This window comes from Sorangium sp. So ce1014, from assembly GCF_051521505.1.
Lineage (GTDB): Bacteria > Myxococcota_A > Polyangia > Polyangiales > Polyangiaceae > Sorangium.
In genome coordinates this window covers 8,853,445-8,874,317 of the sequence record NZ_CP150356.1, presented here as the reverse complement: position 1 = coordinate 8,874,317, position 20,873 = coordinate 8,853,445, and the positions used below count along the sequence as shown (strand labels likewise).

Below are 20,873 nucleotides of genomic sequence, written 5' to 3'. Positions count from 1 at the left end.
GCCGAGGCGGCGAGAGGCGGTGAGGTTCACGATGTCGGCAAGGCGCCTTCGGCCCCTGTCGCTCCTCGCCCTCGCCGCCCTCTCCGGCTGCGCTCCCCGGGACGCGCTCGAGGGCGCGGCGGAGCGCGTCGGCGAGCGTCGGGCCGCGATCCTCGGCGGCGCGCTCGATGCGGCGCGCGATTACGCGGTCGGCGTCGGGGACGAGGGCGGCGCCTTCTGCTCCGGCGTCCTCGTCGCGCGCCGCGTGGTGCTCACCGCCGCGCATTGCCTCGAGCCCGGCGCCGGGCCCGGCGGAGGGATCACCCGGATCTACTTCGGCGAGGATCTCCGCCCGGGCGCGGCGCCGCCGCCGGCGGTCGTCCGCGCGGTCGCGGCGGTGCGGCACCCGGGCTTCGACGAGGCGACCTTCTCCAGCGACCTCGCGATCCTCGAGCTCGCCGCCGCGGCGCCGGTCGCCCCGGCGCCGCTCCTGCGCGAGACCCTGGACGGCGGCCCGCGGTACGTGGGCCCGCGCCTCGCCTTCGTGGGGCACGGCATCGACGAGGCGGGCACCTCGCTCGCGCGCCGCGTCGCCGCGTTCCCGATCGCCGCCGTCGGGCCCGCGGACGACGTCGGCCTGGACACGGACAGCGGCCCCATCGACGCCACCCAGCTCTACGCGCGGAGCCCCGGCGCCAACACCTGCTTTGGCGACTCCGGCGGCCCCGTGCTGCTCGCGCGGGGGGGCGTCGAGCGCGTCGCCGGCGTGATCTCCTACGGCGACGCCCACTGCGAGATCGACGGCGTGAGCGCCCGCGCGGACGCCCCGGCGATCGAGGCGTTCATCCAGCCCGAGATCGACCGCATCGAGGCGGGCGACCCGTGCCGCGGCGACGGGATCTGCGACGCGTCGTGCGACGTCGGCCCGACCCTGACCGATCCGGACTGCGCAGAGGCGCATTGCGGCGAGGATGGGATCTGCGCGGTCGCGTGCGTCGATCCCGTCGATCCCGACTGCGCCGGCCCGGACCGCTGCGGCCCCGACGGGGCCTGCGACCCGGGTTGCCCGGACATCGACGCGGATTGCGTGCCCCCGCCGGACGGCGAGGCCGCGGCGGGCGGGCCTGAATCTGGCGCGCCCGGGCAGCCCGGAGGATGCGCGCTCCGACCGCCCGGCGGCGACGGCGAGGCCGCGCGCCGGCGGCGCGGATGGCTCGTCGTGGCGGCGCTCGGGGCGTGGGCGAGGCGGCGCTCGGGGCGTGGGCGAGGCGGCGCTCGGGGCGTGGGCGAGGCGGGGCGTCGTTCCGCTTGTGCTTGAACGCCTCGTCGCGTCCACAGGAGTCAGTGCATCGAGGCCGTCCTTGAGGTCGAGAGCGACCTCGACCGAGCCGTTGCTGCAGCGGCGCCGAGTCCCTTGTCGATAGAGCGCTGCCGGCGGCGCGCCTTGATCGCGGCCTCCTTCATGCCTTGCGCCTGCTGCTCGGTCGACTGAACTTGCAGCCGTAGGCCCTTGGCCGAAGCGGCCGCTGCGCTCTGCGCATCATAGACCGTGCCTCCTGGACAGCCTCAGAATGGACGGCGTGGGGCGCACCCGCCGGGCACATCGTCAAACCTCCCCTGGAACGTGGTCGAGCAGCCCCAGCACTCGAATCCTGTGCAGGCCCCATGATGGAACAGCCTGGTGCCGCCCACGGCCGACCTGTCGCGTCCAGCGTGCCTGGGCCGCCGCTGCTTCCGCCGACATGGCCCTTGCCCTGCCCGGGGAGGTCGCGCCGCTCGCGCCTGCGCGGTGACAGATTGCGCCGCTCCTTGCCCGGCGATCGGGCGTGGGTGATCCTTGGCGCGCATGCTTCCTGGCAGGCTGCTCGACGGCCGCTTCGAGATCTGCGAGCTCGCCGGCTCCGGCGGGATGGGCGTGGTCCACCGCGCCGTGGATCGCGCGACCGGCGCGGTCGTCGCGGTCAAGCTGATGCGCGACGTGAACGAGCGCGCGGCCGCGCGCTTCGCCCGGGAGGCCCGCGCGCTCGCCGGGCTCGAGCACCCCCACATCGTACGGTACGTGGCGCACGGGATGACGCCCACGGGCGAGCCGTTCCTCGCCATGGAGTGGCTCTCCGGCGAGAGCCTCGCGGCCCGCCTGTCGCGGCAGGGGCTGAGCGTCGAGGACAGCGTCGCCCTCGCGCGCGCCGTGGCCGGCGCGCTCGGCGCGGCGCACGCGCGCGGGATCGTGCACCGCGACGTCAAGCCCAGCAACCTCTTCCTGGTGGACGGGGCGGTCGACCAGGTCAAGGTGCTCGACTTCGGCATCGCGCAGCTGCCGGACGCCACGTCGCGGTTGACGCAGACGGCCGCGGTGGTGGGCACGCTGGGCTACATGGCGCCGGAGCAGGCGAGGGCAGAGCGGGAGACGATCGACGCGCGCGCCGATGTCTTCTCGCTCGGCTGCGTGCTCTTCGAGTGCCTGACCGGGCAGCGGGCGTTCCGGGCCCAGCACCCGGTCGCGCTCCTGTCGAAGCTGCTCCTCGTGGACCCGCCGCGGGCGGCGGAGCTGCGGCCCGGGGTGCCGCCGGCGCTCGACGAGTTCGTCGCGCGGATGCTGGCCAAGGATCCCGCGGCGCGCCTCGCCGACGGCGCGGCGGTCGCGCGCTGCCTGGACGCGCTCGGCGCCCTGGAGCGGAGCGGCGCCTCGCGGGGCCTCACGGCCGTCGAGGTCATCACCACCGGGGAGAAGCGGCTGACCTCGGTCGTGGCGGTCCGGCCGGCGCAGGCCTGTTTGCTCGGTACGACCGAGACCCTGTCGCTCGACGCGCCGTCGCCGAGCGCGCTCGGCGCGGTCCGCCACGCAGCCCTGCCGCTCGGCGCCCAGATCGAGGTGCTGGCGAGCGGCGTGGTGGTGGCCATGGTGGCGGGCGCGGGCAACGCGATCGACCAGGCGGCGCTGGTGGCGCGCTGCGCGCTGCGGATCCGGGCGTCGCTGCCCGGCGCGAGCGTCGTGCTTGTCACGGGGCGCAGCGAGGACACAGGGAGGTCGCCGCTCGGCGAGGTGCTGGAGCGGGCCGCCACGCTGCTGGAGGTGGTCGACGCGCGCGCCCGCGCCGCCGGCCCGCGCGGGCGTGTCGGCGTCGACGCGATGACCGAGGCCCTGCTCCAGGGGCGCTTCGATCTCGCGGAGCAGGACGGGCTCTTCTGGGTGGAGGCGGAGCGGGACGTCGGCGAGGGGGCGCGCCAGCTGCTCGGCAAGCCGAGCCCCTACGTCGGGCGCGACTGGGAGCTGCGCGGCCTGGTCGAGCTCGCCGAGGAGAGCTTCGCCGAGCGCCGCGCCGCGGCGGCGCTGGTGACCGCGGCGGCCGGCATGGGCAAATCCCGCCTGCGTCACGAGGTCGTCCAGGCGCTGCGCCGGCGCCACGCCGACCTGGACCTCGGCGTCGGCCGCGGGGACTCCATGGGCGCGGGCTCGGCCTTCGCGCTGCTCGCCGGTTCGGTGCGGAGCGCGCTCGGGATCGCGGCGGGCGAGCCGCTGGAGGCGCGGCGGGGGAAGCTCGCGCGGGCGCTCGCTCCGCTGCTCGCGGGCGAGGAGCGGCTGCGCGTGGCCGGGTTCCTGGGCGAGCTGCTCGGCGTCTCCGTCCCGGACGAGGACCGGCCGGTGCTGCGGGCCGCGCGGCAGAGCCCGGCGCTCCTGGCCGAGGGGATCCAGCGCGCGTACGTCGACTATGCGCGGGCCGTGACCGGCGCGCGCCCCATGCTCGTGGTGCTCGAGGATCTCCACTGGGGCGACGCGCCCTCGGCAAGAATCTTCGACCGGGCGCTGCGCGAGCTCGGCGACCGGCCCTACACGGTGCTCGCCTTTGCCCGGCCCGAGGTCCACGAGCTCTTCCCCCGTCTCTGGGCCGAGCGCGGGCTCTCGGAGCTCCGGCTGCGCGTGCTGCCCGCCCGGGCCGCCGAGCAGCTCGTGCGGAGCGCGGTCGGCGCGTCGATCGCGCCCGAGGAGGTCACCGCGCTCGTCCGGCGGGCCGAGGGCAACGCCTTCTACCTGGAAGAGCTCATCCGGGCCGTGGTCGAGGGACGCGGCGGCGCGCTGCCGGAGACGGTGCTCGGCATGGTGGAGGCGCGCTTCGCGGCGCTCGGGACCGAGGCGCGGCGGATCCTGCGCGCGGCGAGCCTCTTCGGGGAGGTTTCCTGGATGCGGGGCGTGCGCGCGCTGCTCGGCGCGGCGCCGCCGGGGGCGAGCCAGGCGGAAGCCTGGGCCGAGCTCTTCGAGCGCGAGATCCTGGAGCGCCGGTCGGGCGCGCACTTCGCCGGCGAGGAGGAGATCGCCTTCCGCCATGCGCTCCTGCGGGAGGCGGCCTACGCGATGCTCACCGAGCGCGACCGGGCGCTCGGCCATCGGATCGCCGGCGAGTGGCTGCTCGAGGCCGGCGAGCAGGACGCGATGGTGCTGGCCGAGCACTTCGTGCGGAGCGACGACAGGCCGCGTGCGGCCGAGCTCTACCTGCGCGCGGCCGCGCTGGCGCTGCGCGGCGCCGATCTGCCGGCGGTGCTCGCGCGGGTGCAGGCGGGGTTCGCCTGCGGGGCCGCGGGGGAGAGCCTCACCGCGCTCCACCTCGTCTGGATGGATGCGCTCATCTGGAGCAGCGCCTACGCCGAGGGCCGCGCGGCCGCGTTCCGGGCGCTCGAGATCGCCGCGCCCGGCAGCCGGCACGACCGGCATGCCGTGGCCGGCGCGCTGAGCTGCGTCGTGCATTTCGAGGACCGGCAGGTCGTCAAGGAGCTGCTCCAGCGCCTTCCGCCCGAGGAGCTCCCCACCGACGTCCACGGGGCAGCGGTCATCTCCCGGATCCTCGCCGCCCTGCTCTGGGAGGGGCTGCCGGAGCTGGCGGAGCCCTACTTGCGGCGGCTGTACGAGGACGTCGCCGGCGCCAGCGAGGGCGACCCGTATCTCGCGATCCGCATCCACGTGTGCCAGGGCCTGTGGCTCCGCCACGCGGCGCAAGACCCGTGGGGCGCGCTCGTCGCGTACCTGGCCGCGGTGCGCCGCATCGAGGAGGTCGGCGATCACCTCCTCGCCCTGATGGTGTCGTCGTTCCTCCCCTTCGTCCACATGGCGCTCGGCGCGCTCGACGCCGCCGACGAGCTCAACGAGCGCGTGCTCGCGTCGGAGGGCGCGGCCATCTTCGCCTCCTCGAGCTCGATGACGTTCCGGGTCCTCTCGCTCCTGGAGCGGCGGCGGCCAGCAGAGGCGCTCGAGCGGGCCGGCGCGCTGCTCCAGTATGCGTCGACGCGCGACGATCCCAGGCTGGCCGCGATGGCGCGCCATCTCCTCGTCGAGTGCCATCTCCTCCGGGGCGACCTCGCGGCGGCGGAGGCGGCGCACCGCGCGGCCGGGGACACGAGCCGGCTGGTGCCCAACGTGCACGCCATGCACCTCTCGTTGCTCTCCGAGCTCCGGCTCAGGCAGGGGCGGGCGGCGGAGGCCGTCGCGCTCGCCCGCGAGGCGCTCGCGTGGAACCGGCGCGCCTGCGCGGGCTTCGCGCCTCGCCAGGAGCTGCTCCCCGCGCTCCACGCCGAGGCGCTCCACGCGAGCGGCGACGTCGAGGCGGCCCGCGCCGTCCTCCGCGAGGCGCGCGCCCACCTGCTCGCCCGCTCGGCCAGGATCGGCGACCCCGTGCTCAGGAAGAGCTTTCTCGAGAACGTCTCCGCGAACGCCCGCACACTCGCCCTCTCCCGCGCGTGGCTGGACGACGCCTCGCCGTGATCGCGCCTGTCGAGGCGAGGGCGGTCGTTGCAGGGACGAGCAGGCGGTCGTCATCCGCGGCGTCGCGCGTGACCTTACGAGCGTTGGCGGCATCGGTCGAGTCCTGGCCACGCAGCGTAGGATCGCGAGCGTGCGTGGAAGATGCGTGTTGGTCGCGGTTCTCGCGTGTGCCCTGGCTGCCTGCTCGGAGTCGCCGCCCGACGACAGCGCGGGCGGCGGTGGCTCAGATCCAGCCGGCCTCGATCGCGCCGAGCGCGCCCCTGAGGCTCTCGAAGTCGGACAGAGCCGCGTTGTGGACACGGAGCCTCCGGCGCGGCGGCGTCGAGCTCGGCGACGTCAGGAAAGGGCGGAAGGTAGGTGCGGTGAGCACGAAGAGCTGGTGCCGTGACTGAGGCGCACCTGTCTCAACACAACAACACGGTCCACGCCCATCTCCTCGACGCCCTGCCCACGCCCGCGCGATCCAGGAGCTCAGCCAGGTACAATCAACGGTACGCGACGCCGGTGCCGGAGGCTGAAGGCCGCGGCTCATCGACGTTCCACCTCTCATGGAACCAGGTGGATCGCAGAAGGGGCGTTACCTCCACCCGTGCGTACAACGAGGCTGTACGATGGTAGGCGGATAAGAGAGGCTTGACTTTCGGAGAGCGTTTGGACTTCTTAGCGGAGTTTTTGCGGCAGCTGCCCGCCCGCGAAGCGCCGTCGCCAGCTGTCGGTAAATGTAAGGAAGTGGGGGGTATTGGTGCGATGGTCGCAATTTGTCTCCGCCGTGTTTCTTATCGCTAGGCACTCGCTGGGTGTGGCCGCACACTCGTACAGTCAGGGAACGCAGCAAGCCTTCCGAGTAGCGTGAATCCTGCGCCGAACGTCCTACCCAACTCCCCGGCCGAGCTCGGGCCCGGCTCCGTGTTGGGTCGTTACGAGCTGCTGCTGCCGATCGCAGCAGGCGGCATGGCCATGGTGTGGGCGGCGCGGCTGAAGGGGACGCGCGGCTTCCAGAAGATCGTCGCCGTCAAGACGATGCTGCCGACGCTGACCGAGGACGACCAGTTCGAGCGCATGTTCCTCGCGGAGGCGTCGCTCGCGTCACAGATCCGCCACCCGCACGTCGTCGAGATCCTCGATCTCGGCGAGCAGGACGGCGTGCTGTTCCTGGCGATGGAGTGGCTCGACGGCGTTCCGCTCAACCAGGTGATGAAGACCGCGAAGCGGCGGAACGGCATGCCGGTCCCCATCGCCGTGCGCATCGTGGCGCAGGCCTGCGCCGGTCTGCACGCCGCGCACGAGCTCAAGGACAAGAGCGGCGCGCTCGTCGGCCTTGTGCACCGCGACATCTCCCCGCAGAACATCCTCGTCACGTACGCCGGCGTGTCCAAGGTGGTGGACTTCGGCGTGGCCAAGGCCACCGCGCTCAACGACAGCACGACGCAGGCCGGCCAGCTCAAGGGCAAGGTGAGCTACATGGCGCCGGAGCAGGTGCGCGGCGAGGTGATCGACCGGCGCGTCGACGTGTTCGCGATGGGCATCGTGCTCTACGCGCTCACCACCGGCAAACACCCGTTCCGCAAGGAATCCGAGGGCGCGACGCTGTTCGCCATCTCGTCACCGGACCCGGTGCCGGCGCCGCACGAGTTCGAGCCCGACTACCCGGCGTCGCTCGAGGCGGTGCTGCTGCGCGCGCTCGAAAAAGAGCGCGACCAGCGCTACGCCACGGCCAACGAGCTGCTGCGCGCGCTCGACAAGGCGCTGCCGCCCAGCCAGCGAGCCACCGACGAGGACGTCGCCACGTTCATCCGCGAGCTGTTCGAGGAGCAGCAAGAGCAAACGCGCGTGGCCCTGTCCGAAGCGCTGGAGCGCGCCGACCGCAATCAGCTGAGCAACAACCTCGGCATCTCCGACGTGACCGGCACGGGTCACTCGGCGGTGAGCGCCTTCAGGACCGTCAACCTCCGCGCCGCGACCCAGGGCGAGGCCGGAAGGAGCACGCCCGACGACGAGATCCCGCCGTTCGCGCGCTCCAGGAACCGCGGGCTGCGCGCCGTCGTGATCCTCGGTCTCCTCGCCGCCGGCGTGCTCGCCGTCCTGCTGCTCCGGAGCGCCGACGCACCCGCCCCTCTTCCTTCCGTCGCCGCGCCCGCCGCGCCCGCCGTCCCAGCGCCCGCGCCTCCCGAGGCAGCGCCCCCTGCGACCGAGCCCGGCGCGCCCCCGGGCGAGCCCTCTGCCTCCGTCTCGGCCAGCGCAGCGCCGGCTCCGCTCCCGGTGTCACCCGCGAGCGTGCCGCCCCGCCGTCAGAACAAGCCCGTCGAGCCGAGCCGGGCGCCGAGCCCGACGCCGGATCCCGCGCCGCCCAAGTCGTGGAAGCACGATCCGGGGTTCTGACCCGACTCCCTCAGAAGGTTCCTGAGAGACGCGCGCCGAGCTCGGATCCGCCCGCCACGGGCACGAGCTGGAGCGAGGTCTTCTCGGGCTCTTTTGGCTTCTTCTTCTGAAGGAGCAAGATCGCGGTCGCCGTGCCGACCGCGGCGACGCCGACGCCGAGCGCCACCTGCGCGCCGTAGTGATAGAGCTTGAGGTCGTCGTAGCGTGACTCCATCGAGGGCGGGCACGACTTGCCGGCCGGGCCGCAGGCGTCTTCCAGATCCTGGAGCGCTCCCTGGCGGAGCACGAACAGCACCCCGGAGCCGATCAGGCTCGCGGCGCCGACGCCCCCGATGACGTACGGCACCACCTTGGACGGCGGCTTCTCCGGCAAGGCGCCCGCCTGGATCAGCAGCTCTTGCGGCAACGCCTCGAGCGTCACCTCGACGCGCGTCACCCCCTCTTTCAGCTCCACCGTCGCCTGAAACGGCTTGTAATTGGGAGCCTTGGCGGTGAGCGCGTGAGGCCCGGGATCGAGCGGCACCTCGACGCCGATGGATGCACCGCCGAGGGCGATGCCGTCGAGCGCCATGGCCGCGGAGGCCGCCCCTTTGCCGCGCACGATGACGAGCTTCGGGATCCGGGCACGCAGCCGGTCGATCGACTGCTCGACCTCGGCCCGGAAATCGGGCCCCACGGCGTCGGCCTCGGCGAGCGCCAGCTCGTAGCCACCGAGCGCGGCCACGAGCCGCCCCAGCTTCTCCTCGCACACGGCGATGTGGAAGCGAACCTGCGGCGTCATCCGCACCTGACCGACTTCGCGGAACTGCTGCAGGGCCGCGGCCCAGTTGCCCGCTTGCTCGAGCTCGGTCGCCTGCTGGAACTGCGCGCGAGCTCGCTTGAGCTCGTCGGCGTCCTGGGCGAGCGCGGGCGCCTCGAGCAGCAGCAGCACCGCTGCGACGCGGAGCATTCGTGGAAAATTCCTCACCGCTGCGACGCGGAACATTCGTGGAAAATTCCTCATGCGACGCTTGCCATAGTGAGCTTGCCATAGTGACTTGCCGCCTCCGCTCCTGTCAACGTGGCGGCGCGACGCCGCGCCGCGTCGTGGCCGGAGGTGCGAGCGTGCCGGCGGAGCTCCGCGCGCGGATGCTGACGCTGGCTCGATTTGTGGCCGCGAAATCCGCCAGCGAATGATACTTTTGTCGTTGCATGTCGACCCCGAGCTTTCTGCGTTGCTTCGCGCTGCTCCGCGCGTTCTCGGCCGCCGCGCTGACGGCGGGGATCTCCGCCGCTTCGTGCAGCGTGCCCGACTTCGAGTTCGCGCCGGGGCCCAACCCCAACCTGCCGGCGCACTGTACCGACGGCGCCCTCGACGGCTCGGAGTCGGACGTCGATTGCGGCGGGAGCTGCGAAAAGAAGTGCGTGACCGACCAGGGCTGCGACCGGGCCAGCGACTGCGAGAGCGGCGTGTGCCAGGAGGGCCTGTGCGTCGGGGCGACCTGCTCCGACGGCGTGCTCAACGGCACCGAGAGCGACGTGGACTGCGGCGCCGACTGCGAGGGCTGCGAGGACGGCGAGATTTGCCGCTCGAGCAGGGACTGCCTCAGCGACGATTGCATCGGCGGGGCGTGCGGCCCCACCTGCTCGGATGGCTACGCCAACTGCGATCGCCTGGCCGAGGGGGAGTGCGAGGTGAACGTGCGCGTCGACGCGGACAACTGCGGCGGCTGCGGTCAGGAGTGCGCGCTGCCGCGCGCGACGGCCGAGTGCCAGGGCGGCGCCTGCAAGGTCAAGGAGTGCGAAGCGCCCTACGCCGACTGCGACGGCGATCCCGAGAACGGCTGCGAGGTGGACACATCGACGAGCTCGAGCCACTGCGGCGGGTGCGACGAGCTGTGCCCGGCCGCGAACGGAGACGCCTATTGCGAGGCGTCGGAGTGCAACGTCGAGTGCGACAAGGGCTTCACCGACTGCAACGGCCTGGTCGGCGACGGCTGCGAGAGGGCGACCACCCGCGACGTGTTGAACTGCGGCGGGTGCGGCGTCGAGTGCGTGCCCACGGCGGGCGGCAGTCCCTGGTGCCGCGACGGCGTGTGCGGCGAGACGATTTGCCCGGCCGGCAGGGGCGACTGCAACGGCGACCCCGAAGACGGCTGCGAGGTGGATCTGGCCGCCGATCCGGAGAACTGCGTCACGTGCGGCGGCCTGTGCACGGTCGCCAACGGCACCGGCAAATGCACGGCCACCGGCTGCGCCATCGACAGCTGCGAGCAGGGCTTCGCCGACTGCGGCGGCGGCTACGACAACGGCTGCGAGACCAGCACGGAGACGAGCCTCGGCCACTGCGGCGGCTGCGGCGAGACGTGCACCATCGCCGGCGGCACCCCCAAGTGCGAGGGCGGCGCCTGCGAGGTGAGGACCTGCGACAGCGGGATGGGCGACTGCGACGGCAATCCGGACAACGGCTGCGAGACGAACGTCAACTCGAACCAGACCCACTGCGGCGCCTGCGCGGCCGCCGGCGGCGTCAACTGCAGCAACATCTACGCGAACGCCACCGCGACCTGCCAGAGCGGCAGCTGCACCTTCGTCGGCTGCAAGGCGGACTACGGCAACTGCAACAGCTCGGTGACCGACGGCTGCGAGGCCAACGTCAAGACCGACGAGGGGAACTGCGGCAACTGCGGCACCCAGTGCAACACAATCCACACCACCAGCAATCAGTGCCTCGACGGCACCTGCAACCCGGTGTGCACGAGCGCGCAGTACGACGAGTGCGGGGTACCGAAGAACGGCTGCAATATCGACCTCTGGAGCGACGAGAGCAACTGCCTCGGCTGCAACCTCGTGTGCCAGAGCGGGGCCAGCGCCCACGTCGCCAGCAATCAATGCGGCTCGTCGGGCTGCAGCCCGGTGTGCAGCGGTCTGTGGCGCAACTGCGACGGCAACGGAATGAACGGCTGCGAGAAGGACACCTCCGGCGACATCAACGCCTGCGGCGCTTGCAACACCCGGTGCCTCCAGGCGAACGCGAGCGCCACCGCCTGCACGGCCGGCACCTGCGTGCCCACCTGCAACCCGGGCTGGAAGGCTTGCGGCGACGCCCGCGCCGGCTGCACGACCCAGCTCGGCACCGCCAGCAACTGCGGCGACTGCGGCCACGTGTGCTCGGGGACGAGGACCATCTGCTCGAACGGCAACTGCGTCGTCTCGCCGGACATCGTCGTCGTCAACTCGAGCACGACCGGCACCTTGAGCACCATCGGGAACTCGGCGCCCCTCATCAACGTGAACCACGCCCTGCAGACGCCGCGGGACCACGATCGCATGATCCTTGTCGGGGTCGTCGCCTCCGAGAACTCGCTCGTGCCGGTGAGCGTCACCTACGACGGCACGCCGATGACGCTCTTCAACACGCAGCGGGTGTCGGGCGAGAACAACGCCGCGGCGCACATCTACTACCTCCTGGACAGCCAGCTTCCGGCCGCCACCGGCAACAAGCCCGTGGTGGTGCAGCTGGCGAACTCGAACACCTGGGGCGTGTACTTCGCCAACGTGGTGGAGCTGAAGGGCGTGCACCAGTCGAACCCGTTCGCGAGCGCCACCTCGACAGGCACCCACGTCAGCGCGACGGACTGCGGCGGCACGGCGTCCCGAGCGGTCAGCACCAACTTCAGCGCGACCGGCTCGTTCGTGTACACGGTGATGGCGGCGCGCGCCGCCAATGCCAGCCCCACCATCGGCCCCACCGCGGCGACCGCCACCATGAACCTGCGCCTGACCGAGCCGGCGACCATGGTCGCGCTGGCCGGCTACCTCGTGGCCAACTCCAACACAACCCTCTCGTGGACGATGGGCGCCTGCTGGAGCACCGCCGGCGTCGGCGTCGCCGTGCGGCGCGCCAACAGCGGCTGAGCGCCTCGGGGCGCTGCGCTCCGCGCGGCGGCTCGCGCGGAGCGGCCGGCGGCGAGCGCGGCGCGTCGAGCGACGGCGCGGCGGGCGCCTGTGGAATCACCGAGTTGTTGTCAACCGTCGAGACGCTTCGATTTCCTGAATCGCTGGATTGGAGCTCGCCCAGCGAGCTGCGACGTCCAATCTCAGCGCTCGCGAACGTCCAGATGCCACATCCTGCGGGGCTTTCTCAGCCAGTTCGATAGGCATGTTCCGCGACGACCGGCGGTCGTCTTCACCCGTTCGTGATAGCTTGTCCACCCCACGCCGGTGACAGGACCATGGCCAACGACAAGCCCCAGAACCCCACCCCTTCTCTCACCGATCTGATGGGCGCGATGGCGGCGGCCCAGGCCGCGCAGGAGCCGTTATTCCTCGGCCTCCTCCGCGGGCACTTCGGCGCCGACCCCCGCGCCCTCCCCGTCGTCGCCGAGGAGTTCCCGGCCTCGGACCACCCGAACTTCCAGCTCGCGATCGAGACCCACCTCCGCAACGGCGGGTTCACCTCCGAGCTGCTCGGGGTCTCCGGCGGCGATATGTTCCGGGGGGTGAGCCTCCCCGATCTCCTCTCGCCGCCCGCGGCGATGCCCGGGTTCGGCGGAGCGCCGCCCTCGCAGGGGCCCGTGCAGTACCGCAACGTCCGCCTCGACGAGGAGCGCGTCATCGCCTGCGTCGCCGGCGGCATCTACCTCTTCGGCCAGGGGGGCGACAGCTTCGCGCTGCTGGTGCGCGGCCCCGGCGACGCCGGGTTCCGGCGCAGCCAGCTCACCATCGAGGTGATGGCGGGGGACAACGAGCGCGCCCAGCGCCTCCTCGCCGAGCTCCGCGTCCTGATGCGCCGGCTCAACGTCTACCGCAGCCGCATCGTCACCCTGAGCGAGACCACGGACGGCTTCTCGCCCGGGACAAAGATCGAGCTCCAGAGCCTCCCGCGGATCGAGCGCGACGCGCTCATCCTGCCCGAAGCGCTGCTCGCGCGGCTCGAGCGGTCGACCATCGGCTTCTCCCGGCACAGAGAGACCCTGCTCGCCTCGGGGCGACATCTGAAGCGCGGGCTGCTCCTCTACGGGCCCCCGGGCACCGGCAAGACCCTGACCGCGATGTACCTGGCGGGCCAGATGCGGGAGCGCACCACCCTGCTCCTCACCGGGCTCGGGGTGAAGCTCCTCCGGGAGGCCTGCGCGATGGCGCGGTCGCTCCAGCCCTCGCTCGTGGTGCTCGAGGACGTCGATATCATCGCTCAGGACCGCGACAGCGCGGACTCGAGCTGCCGCTCTCCGCTGCTCTTCGATCTCCTGAACCAGATGGACGGCCTCGCGGAGGACACCGACGTGATCTTCCTCCTGACCACCAACCGCCCGCAGGCCCTGGAGCCGGCGCTGGCGACGCGGCCGGGGCGGATCGATCTCGCCGTGGAGATCCCGCTGCCGGACGCCGACTGCCGGCGGCAGCTGCTCGCGTTCTACGGGCGTGGCCTCGCGCTCAGGGGCGACGCTCTCGCGCCGCTCATCGCGCGGACCGAGGGGGTGAGCGCGGCATTCATCCGCGAGCTCCTGAGGCGCGCGGCGCTGTTCGCGGCCGACGCGGGGCGCGGCATCTCGGTCGGCGAGGAGCACCTCAGCGAGGCGCTGCACGAGCTCCTCGTCGACGGGGGGCCGCTCACCCGGAGCCTCCTCGGCGCTCAAGCCCACCGCCCCTCGTGATCACCCCCGGACGCCGAGCTCGGCGAACGGCAGCATCAGCTGCTCGGTAGAGACCATCTGGCTCTTGCGGCCGTACAGCTCACGCAGCGCGCTCGCGAGCAAACCGTGCGCCGTTCCTTGACGGTCTCGACGATCGCCTGAATAAGCTGCCGCATGAGATCCGCGGCGCTCGCGCTCCTCGTCGGGGCTGCGCTGGGCACCTTCAATCGTCCTGCCGATGCGGGACCGCGCACCTCGTCGCTCGCATGGGTGCGAATGCCTGGGGCCGAGTCGTGCGTTGACGCGCGGACGCTCGCGCTCGCCGTGGAGCGGCGGCTCGGGCGGGTCGCGTTCGTGCCGCCCACCCTCGGCGAGGTGGCCATCGAGGGGTGGATTGAGCGCTCGCAGGAGGCCGGCGTCTGGCGGGCGGCGATCCGCGTGTTCGGCGCGGGCGGGATGGCGATCGGATCGCGGGAGATCGAGGCCGATCAGGTCGATTGTCGGGCGATCGACGATCAGCTCGAGCTCGTGATCGCGTTGCTCGTCGACCCCGACGCCTCGCTCGTGCTCCCCCGCGCCGCCGGCAGCCCGGCCGCGAGCGCCGGCGGGGGAGCGCCGGGCGCGGGCACGGCGGTGCGGCCCGCCCCGCTACCCCCTGCCGCGAAGGCGGCCGCCGCGCTTCCGGCGTGTCCGCCGGCTCCAGCGGCGCCGAGCGCTTCCTGGCGGGTGAGAGGCGCGGTGGAGGCGGTGGGCGGGCTCGGGCTCGTGCCCGGGCCCGCGAGCGTCGGGGTCGGGGTGCGCGCGCACGCGATGCCGCCGCGCGGGCCGGGCTTCGAGCTGGGCGGCGTGCTCTGGGCGAGCCCCGACGTCCGCGCGGCGCCCGGATCGCCGGCGTTCTCGCTCGCCTACGGGAGGCTGTCCGTGTGCCCCATCGAGATCGTGCGCGGCGGGACGGCGCTCTCGGGCTGCGTCGGCGCGATGCTCGGATCACTGCGCGTCGAGGGGCCCGCGGTGCCGCGCAGGTTCCGCCACGAGCGGCTCGTGTTCGATCTGAGCCTCGACACGCGCGTGCGGCGGCGCTTCGTGGGGCCGCTGTTCGGGGCCGTCGGGCTCGGGATCGCGGTGCCGACCGTGCGGGACGTCTATTTTTACACCGACGCGGCGGGGGCGCGACACGATATCTTCCAGATGTCGCCGGTATCGGCGATCCTCGATCTCGGCCTCGGCCTCGAGGTGCCGTGACCGGGCCGCGCCGATTCTTTCAAAACGCGTCCGCCGCGCGTCCACTCACCCCAGCGCATGTCCCTGCTCGCCACCGCGCGCGAAGGCCGGCCGCGCGCGATCTCCGCGCCGGGAGGCCCGGTCCCGCCCTTCGAGCAGCTCTTCTTCGAACACGCGCCGTTCGTCTGGCGCGCGCTGCGGCGGCTCGGCGTCCATGAAGCCGACGCGGAGGACGTCTGTCAGGAGGTCTTCATGATCGTCCACCGACGCCTCGCAAACTTCGAGGGGCGATCCTCGGTCCAGACCTGGATCTACGGCATCTGCATCCGGGTCGCGGCCGACTACCGCAAGCGCGCCCACCGGCGCCGTGAGTCCACGCGCGCCGAGCTGCCCGACCAGGTAGCGCCCGAGGACCAGCACGGGGCGCTCCAGGACCATCAGGCGCGCGCGCTCCTCGACGCGTGCGTCCAGACGCTCGACGACGACAAGCGCGCGGTGTTCGTGCTCTTCGAGCTGGAGGAGCTGCCGATGACGGAGGTCGCCGAGGCGGTGGGGTGCCCGCTCCAGACGGCGTACGCGCGGCTCTACGCGGCGCGCCGGGTGGTCGAGGCCGCCCTGCGACGCGCCACGGCCGAGAGGAGGATGCCTTGAGCAAACCGAAGGATCCGCCGCGGCTCTTCGATGCGTCCTCGGACACGACCGACGCCGTGCGCGCCGTCCTGCGCGCGGGTCAGCGCGAGCTGCCCGGGTCTTCCGACCTTGCCCGCCTCGCCGCGCGTCTCCCGCTCGGGCCGCTCCCGCCGCCGGGCGCCTCGCCGCCGGGCGCCTCGCCGCCGGCCGGGGCGCCCCAGGTCGCTTCGCTGCCCCCGTCGCCTCCGCTCGCGCCCGGGCACCTCACCGCGGCCGCCGCGGGGCCTTCCGTGGCCTCCAGCGCGCTCCTCGGCGCGCTGCTCGGCCTCGGCGTCGTGGGCGGCGTGTGGTGGCGCGACGCCGCCACCGCGCCGCGCGACGCCGCGCCCAGCGCCATCGCGAGCGCCGCTTGGCCGAGCGTCGCCGCGCCCACGCCCACCCCCCCGCCGCCCGCGGAGCCCGGCCTCGACGGCGCTGGACACGCTCGATCGGAGGCCGGCCGTGGCGCGGCGCGTGAGCCCTCGAGCGCGACCGCGCCGCACGACGAGCTCCTCCCGCGCGCGGGCACCGCCGCGCCGCGCGCCGAGGAGGCGGCGATCCCCTCGCCGGGCGCGCCGAGCGGCGGGGCTCCCCCGAGCGCGAGCCCGCCTTCCGCCGGCGCCGCCGAGGAGGCGGAGACCGAGGTTCAGCTGCTCCATCGCGCGCAGGACGCGCTCGCCACCGACGCTGGTTCGGCCCTCGCGCTCACGGTCGAGCACGCGCGGCGCTTCCCCACCGGCGCGCTCGGTCAGGAGCGCGAGATCATCGCCATCCGCGCCCTGCTCGCCCTCGGCCGCGCGGGCGAGGCGCGCGCCCGCGCCGCGAGCCTGCTCGAGCGGTTCCCCGGCTCCGCGTACCGCGGCAGGCTCGAATCGCTCGGCCTCGAGGAACCATCTCCAAAAAATTGAGCCGATCTCTCCACGTACCCAGTGACCGCACGATGCGGTCCTTTCGATGGAGATGACCCATGTCGAATCGCTTCTCCTCGCGCGCCTCGCTGCCGCGGCGCGCCGCGAACCTCTTCCTTCTCGCTTCGCTTGCGGCGGCCTCGCCGCTCCTCGGCGGCTGCGGGATGGAGCTCCAGATTGGCGACGCGTCCAGCGAGGGGGGTGGTCCCGATACCGGGACGGGCACGGGCGGCTCCCCGCCGGGCACCACCGCGACGGGCACGGGCGGCTCCCCGACAGGCACCAGCGCTGTGGGGGGCGGCGGGGACACCACCGCGACGGGCATGGGCGGGACAGAGGTGATCCCGCCCGAGCTTTGCCAAGACTACGTGGAGACCAACCAAGGACAAGAGCTGCCGGCAGAAGAGGAGTGTCCGGAAATCGGGATGGCGCTGAAGGCCGCGCACGACACGGCCCTCCAGAGCGCGGAGCTCGCCGTCGCGCCGCTCGCAGGAACATGGGTGACCGGCAGCGGCCCCGCGCGCGTCGAGATCGTGCTCGACGCGAAGGGCCAGGGCACGCTCCTCTTCGGGGAACCGACGGACCTTCCTCCGATCTCCGACCCTGACGAACCTTACCTCACGAGCAGGGAGGACAACGACGCCGAAGATATCTTCGGGCTCCGGTACCTGAAGAAATACCCTGGTTTCAAGTACTCCGTCGTCGCCGAGAGCGGTCACGGCAGCGAGATGTCGTTTCACGTCTGGGTCATGGAAGTGTGGGAGGGCTGGTGCGCAGCGCAGACGCCCGTCCCCTCTCCGCACTCACACCACTGCTATGCCTGCATGTACGACGACGGGGTCTACAGCTTCGTCACCGGCGAGACGGGCTGCGAGGAACCGGCGGGCTGCTACGCGGGCCAATCCCTGGATGAAGAGAAGCGGGTGGATTGCGGTCGCGTCGAGCTCTGCGTCATGCCCTACAACAACGTGTGCAACTGCACCGCCGACGAATGCTTCGCCAATCTGGGAGGGGCCCCGGGCCAGCTCACCGTCTATCCCTACACCGTGACGCTCGATCCCGTCGACACGGCCATCCTCCGCCTCAAGAGCCTCTCGGAGCTCGAGGACAAAACAACCTACTATCTCGACAAGCAGCCGTAGGCCCGGCGCAAGGGGGGTCCACGCCGGGGGCGGCGGGTTTGAAGGGTGCGTAGTCGAGCTCGACAAGCCAGCGGCCGTAGCGGGCCGCTGTCGCAACCTCCCCCCGAGGCCGCGGCCAGGCCTGCGGGGCTCTCGAGGCGGGCCTCGGTCTCGGTGGGCGTGAGGCCGGTCGTGGCGTCGGGTCCGTCTTCAGGGCGTTGTAGGTGGCGAGGGAATGCGGCGTGAGGACGAGGGCGGCCACTGCGGGCCATGGCGGGCCTTCTGCGTTTCAGCGCCTGCGGCGGCGCGCGAGGACGGCGCCCAGCGCCACGAGGGCCGCGAAGCCGCGCCCGCTGTTAGCCGCGGATCCGCCGGCAGCGCGGCAGCCACCGCCCGGCTCTTCGCCGCCGCCGGTGCCGCTCACGCCACCCATACCGCCCTGACCGCCGGTGCCGCCGGTGCCGCCGGTGCCGCCGGTGCCGCCGGTGCCGCCGGTGCCGCCGGTGCCGCCGCCGGCCTCGCCCATTCCGCCGGAGCCGCCCATTCCACCGGCACCGGCGCCGCCTCCGCCGCCGCTTCCTCCCTCGCCACCGGTTCCGCCGGTTCCGCCGGAGCCGCCCATTCCACCGGCACCGGCGCCGCCTCCGCCGCCGCTTCCTCCCTCGCCACCGGTTCCGCCGGAATCGCCGGAGCCGCCCATTCCGCCGGCGCCGCCCGCGCCGCCGCTTCCGCCGCTGCCCTCCGGGGTGACGCCGCCCTCGTAAATCTCCGCGCTTCCGTGCGCCTCGGGGTCGCCGTCTCCGGACGAGCAACCTGCCCGTAACCCCCCGAAGACAAGGACGCGATTGCCATCGAGCAGCACGGACGACGGCGCGTCCCGTAGCCTGCTCAGGTTCTGCACCGTCGACCAGCCGTTCGTCACGGGGTTGTACACAGCGGCGCTGCGGAGGGCGCACTCGCTGCCGCCCGTCCACTCCTTGCCGCCCGCGATGAGCACCATTCCATTTCCGAGCAGCGTGGCCGTGTGACGTCGGCGCGCGACGTCCAGGGGCCCGGTCACGGTCCAGTCATTCGTCGCCGGGTCGTAGACCTGCGCGTGGGGGACGTTCGGCGCGCCCGTGACCAGCACCCGACCATCGCCGAGCAGCACCGCCGTGAAATCGGCGGGCGGCATGAGCAACGCCTGGGTGGGCGTCCAGGTATTCGTGGCCGGGTCATACCGATCGGCGCCGTCGCCGCTCACCACGAGCACGCTGCCGTCGAGCAGCCTCGTCGCCCTGTGCCCGGAATGCGCGAAGGTCAGCGTCCCGGCCGGGGAGAACGTCCCCGTGGCCGGGTCGTAAAGCTCCGCCGTCGCCGGGCTGCCCGCGCCGCCGCTCACAAGCACCTTCCCGTTGTGCAAGAAGACCGCAGAGTGCCCCGAGCGCGAGACGCCGAGCGAGCCCGTCGCAGCCCAGGATTTCGTCGCCGGATCGTAAAGCTCGGCGACCGCCGTCCCGCCGCCCACGACGAGGATACGATCGTCGGAGAGCCGCAAGGGCGCGACGCTCGGAGCGTGGTGCGCGACCATGGCGCCGGTGAGCGTCCAGGTATCGCTCGCCGGATCGTAGGCCTCGGCCGTCGACGGAGAATCACCGCCCACGACGAGGATCTCGCCGGTCGAGACCCGGATCGACGCGGGCTTGCGGCGCGCGTGCGAGAGCGGCGCGACGTCGCTCCAGGCGTTCGTCGCCGGATCGTAGAGGTTCGCGGACAGGGTATCGTTCCAGTCGTTGTCGTACCCGCCGGCCACGAGCACGCGGCCATCGGTGAGCTCGGCCCACGTGCCGTCGTGTCGCGGCACGGGCATGTCCCCGGCCGGCGTCCACGCGGGCAGGCAGCCGACCGGCGCATCCCCGACGCAAGCGCCCGCCTGGCAGACGCCGTTCGCCGTGCAGCCGTCGGCGCTGCCGCACACGGCGCCGCTCAGCGGCGTGCAGGTGCCATTCGCCGTCGCGCCCGCGCTCACCGCGCACGCGTCACACGAGCCCGCGTCACACGCGGCATCGCAGCAGACCCCGTCGACGCAGAAACCGCTCGCGCATTCGCCCGCGAAGAGGCAAGAATCGCCCGGGACCGCGAGGGTGAGCCGCTCGACGCTCGTGCTCCCGCCGCCGGCCACGAGCACCCGCCCGTCCGCGAGCGCCGTGGCGGTGTGGCCGCTCCGGCCCGAGTTCAGGTACTTGCCGAGCGACCACCTCCCGCTCGCCGGATCGTAGACCTCGGTGAGCGCGCCGCCGCCGGCGACAAGCACCCGGCCATCGGCGAGCGGCGTGGCCGTGTGCCTGTGGTGGGTGACGTTCATCGGCGTCGCGGGCGTCCAGGTATTGCTCGCCGGATCGTAGAGCGACGCGCTGCGGTTCGCGGAGGTGAACCCCTCACCGCCGTAATCGGTGTAACCGCCGGCGACGAGCACCTTGCCATTGCCGAGGAGCGTCGCGGTGTGCCCTTCCCGGTTCTGGATCGAGCCCGCGGCGGTCCACGTGCCCGTGGCCGGATCGTAGAGCTCCGCGCTGCCGATGGGCTCGCCGGAGGCGTCCACCCCGGCCACCACGAGGACCTTGCCGTTCGGCAGGAGCGTGGCCGTGTGGGAGGAGCGCACCAGCGCCATCGACCCCGCGGCGGTCCACGTATTCGTGACGGGATCGAAGATCTCGCTCGACCTCATCACCCACTCTTCGTACTCGCCGGCGGCCACGAGGATCCGGCCATCCGGCAGGAGCGTCGCTGTGTGGCGTTCGCGCGGCGCGAGGAGCGGCGCGGCGAGCGTCCACGTGCCCGTGGTGGGGTCGTAGATCTCGACGGCGTCGGTCACGCCGCCGGCCACGACGACCCGGCCGTCCGGAAGGAGCGTCGCGGTGTGGTCCGTGTGCGGCGTGCTCATCGGCGCGACGAGCGACCATGTCGTCGTGACGGGGTCGTACACCTCGGCCGTGGCGCTCGCTCCGCCCGCCACGAGGACCCTCCCGTCGAGCAAACGTGTCGCCGTGTGCCTGCTCCGGGCGACGTTCATCGGCGGCGCCGCGTCCCAGCGTGGCGCGGTGAGCGCGGCGGCGGCCGCGCCGATGCCGTGCTCCTTTGCGCGGCTTCGTGGGACATCGGTGCCAGTGCATCCGAGCGGCGCGGCGAGCGACGCGACGAGGAGGACGGGGGCGAGGCGGTGCAAGAATGAGGTTGAACGCACATCAGA

Annotated in this window: 12 protein-coding genes; 9 read left to right on the top strand and 3 right to left on the bottom strand. The window is 72.9% G+C overall.

The genetic code is table 11. The features are described from left to right. Nucleotides 1–31 precede the first annotated feature (31 nt). On the top strand, nt 32–1,297 hold the full coding sequence (locus WME75_RS33615; protein ID WP_437479405.1) for a trypsin-like serine protease: 1,266 nt from the start codon (nt 32–34) through the stop codon (nt 1,295–1,297). A gap of 528 nt (nt 1,298–1,825) precedes the next feature. Further along, nucleotides 1,826–5,731, top strand: coding sequence for a protein kinase domain-containing protein (locus WME75_RS33610; protein ID WP_437479403.1), 3,906 nt, complete (start codon nt 1,826–1,828; stop codon nt 5,729–5,731). 223 nt (nt 5,732–5,954) lie between these two features. Here the strand turns inward: WME75_RS33610 and WME75_RS33605 are convergent, their stop codons facing one another. Beyond that, on the bottom strand, nt 5,955–6,101 hold the full coding sequence (locus tag WME75_RS33605; RefSeq protein ID WP_437479401.1) for a hypothetical protein: 147 nt from the start codon (nt 6,099–6,101) through the stop codon (nt 5,955–5,957). Between the two features lie 479 nt (nt 6,102–6,580). Here WME75_RS33605 and WME75_RS33600 point away from each other — a divergent pair, with 479 nt between their 5' ends. Next, nucleotides 6,581–8,110: a serine/threonine-protein kinase gene (locus tag WME75_RS33600; RefSeq protein ID WP_437479399.1), complete on the top strand. Its 1,530-nt coding sequence runs from the start codon at nt 6,581–6,583 to the stop codon at nt 8,108–8,110. Nucleotides 8,111–8,120: 10 nt separating this feature from the next. Here WME75_RS33600 and WME75_RS33595 read toward each other — a convergent pair whose 3' ends face one another. Continuing rightward, nucleotides 8,121–9,059 (bottom strand): PEGA domain-containing protein, encoded by a 939-nt coding sequence (locus tag WME75_RS33595; RefSeq protein WP_437479397.1) that lies wholly within the window; start codon nt 9,057–9,059, stop codon nt 8,121–8,123. Nucleotides 9,060–9,301: 242 nt separating this feature from the next. Here WME75_RS33595 and WME75_RS33590 point away from each other — a divergent pair, with 242 nt between their 5' ends. The 6 genes from WME75_RS33590 to WME75_RS33565 all read left to right on the top strand — a co-directional run bounded on the left by WME75_RS33590 (nt 9,302) and on the right by WME75_RS33565 (nt 17,665). Beyond that, complete coding sequence (locus WME75_RS33590) at nt 9,302–12,007, top strand: hypothetical protein (protein WP_437479396.1); 2,706 nt, start codon at nt 9,302–9,304, stop codon at nt 12,005–12,007. Nucleotides 12,008–12,324: 317 nt separating this feature from the next. Next, the gene (locus WME75_RS33585) at nt 12,325–13,746 is read left to right on the top strand and encodes an AAA family ATPase (protein WP_437479394.1); all 1,422 of its coding nucleotides are present in this window, start codon (nt 12,325–12,327) and stop codon (nt 13,744–13,746) included. Nucleotides 13,747–13,899: 153 nt separating this feature from the next. Continuing rightward, nucleotides 13,900–14,967 (top strand): hypothetical protein, encoded by a 1,068-nt coding sequence (locus tag WME75_RS33580; RefSeq protein ID WP_437479392.1) that lies wholly within the window; start codon nt 13,900–13,902, stop codon nt 14,965–14,967. 57 nt (nt 14,968–15,024) lie between these two features. Then, nucleotides 15,025–15,597 (top strand): RNA polymerase sigma factor, encoded by a 573-nt coding sequence (locus tag WME75_RS33575; protein ID WP_437479390.1) that lies wholly within the window; start codon nt 15,025–15,027, stop codon nt 15,595–15,597. Continuing rightward, nucleotides 15,594–16,523, top strand: coding sequence for a hypothetical protein (locus WME75_RS33570; protein WP_437479388.1), 930 nt, complete (start codon nt 15,594–15,596; stop codon nt 16,521–16,523). The genes WME75_RS33575 and WME75_RS33570 overlap by 4 nt, the downstream gene beginning before the upstream one ends. 59 nt (nt 16,524–16,582) lie before the next feature. Beyond that, on the top strand, nt 16,583–17,665 hold the full coding sequence (locus WME75_RS33565) for a hypothetical protein (RefSeq protein ID WP_437479386.1): 1,083 nt from the start codon (nt 16,583–16,585) through the stop codon (nt 17,663–17,665). A 268-nt stretch (nt 17,666–17,933) separates the two neighbouring features. Here the strand turns inward: WME75_RS33565 and WME75_RS33560 are convergent, their stop codons facing one another. Beyond that, nucleotides 17,934–20,867 carry a Kelch repeat-containing protein gene (locus WME75_RS33560; protein ID WP_437479384.1) on the bottom strand — a complete coding sequence of 978 codons (2,934 nt, stop codon included), beginning with the start codon at nt 20,865–20,867 and terminating at the stop codon, nt 17,934–17,936. Nucleotides 20,868–20,873: the final 6 nt, after the last annotated feature.

Bases quoted from the DNA above. Each gene is read 5' to 3' on its own strand.
- WME75_RS33615 (WP_437479405.1), top strand. From the start codon at position 32: ATGTCGGCAAGGCGCCTTCGGCCCCTGTCGCTCCTCGCCCTCGCCGCC.
- WME75_RS33595 (WP_437479397.1), bottom strand. From the start codon at position 9,059: ATGCTCCGCGTCGCAGCGGTGCTGCTGCTGCTCGAGGCGCCCGCGCTC.
- WME75_RS33585 (WP_437479394.1), top strand. From the start codon at position 12,325: ATGGCCAACGACAAGCCCCAGAACCCCACCCCTTCTCTCACCGATCTG.
- WME75_RS33575 (WP_437479390.1), top strand. From the start codon at position 15,025: ATGTCCCTGCTCGCCACCGCGCGCGAAGGCCGGCCGCGCGCGATCTCC.
- WME75_RS33565 (WP_437479386.1), top strand. From the start codon at position 16,583: ATGTCGAATCGCTTCTCCTCGCGCGCCTCGCTGCCGCGGCGCGCCGCG.
- WME75_RS33580 (WP_437479392.1), top strand. From the start codon at position 13,900: ATGAGATCCGCGGCGCTCGCGCTCCTCGTCGGGGCTGCGCTGGGCACC.
- WME75_RS33610 (WP_437479403.1), top strand. From the start codon at position 1,826: ATGCTTCCTGGCAGGCTGCTCGACGGCCGCTTCGAGATCTGCGAGCTC.
- WME75_RS33590 (WP_437479396.1), top strand. From the start codon at position 9,302: ATGTCGACCCCGAGCTTTCTGCGTTGCTTCGCGCTGCTCCGCGCGTTC.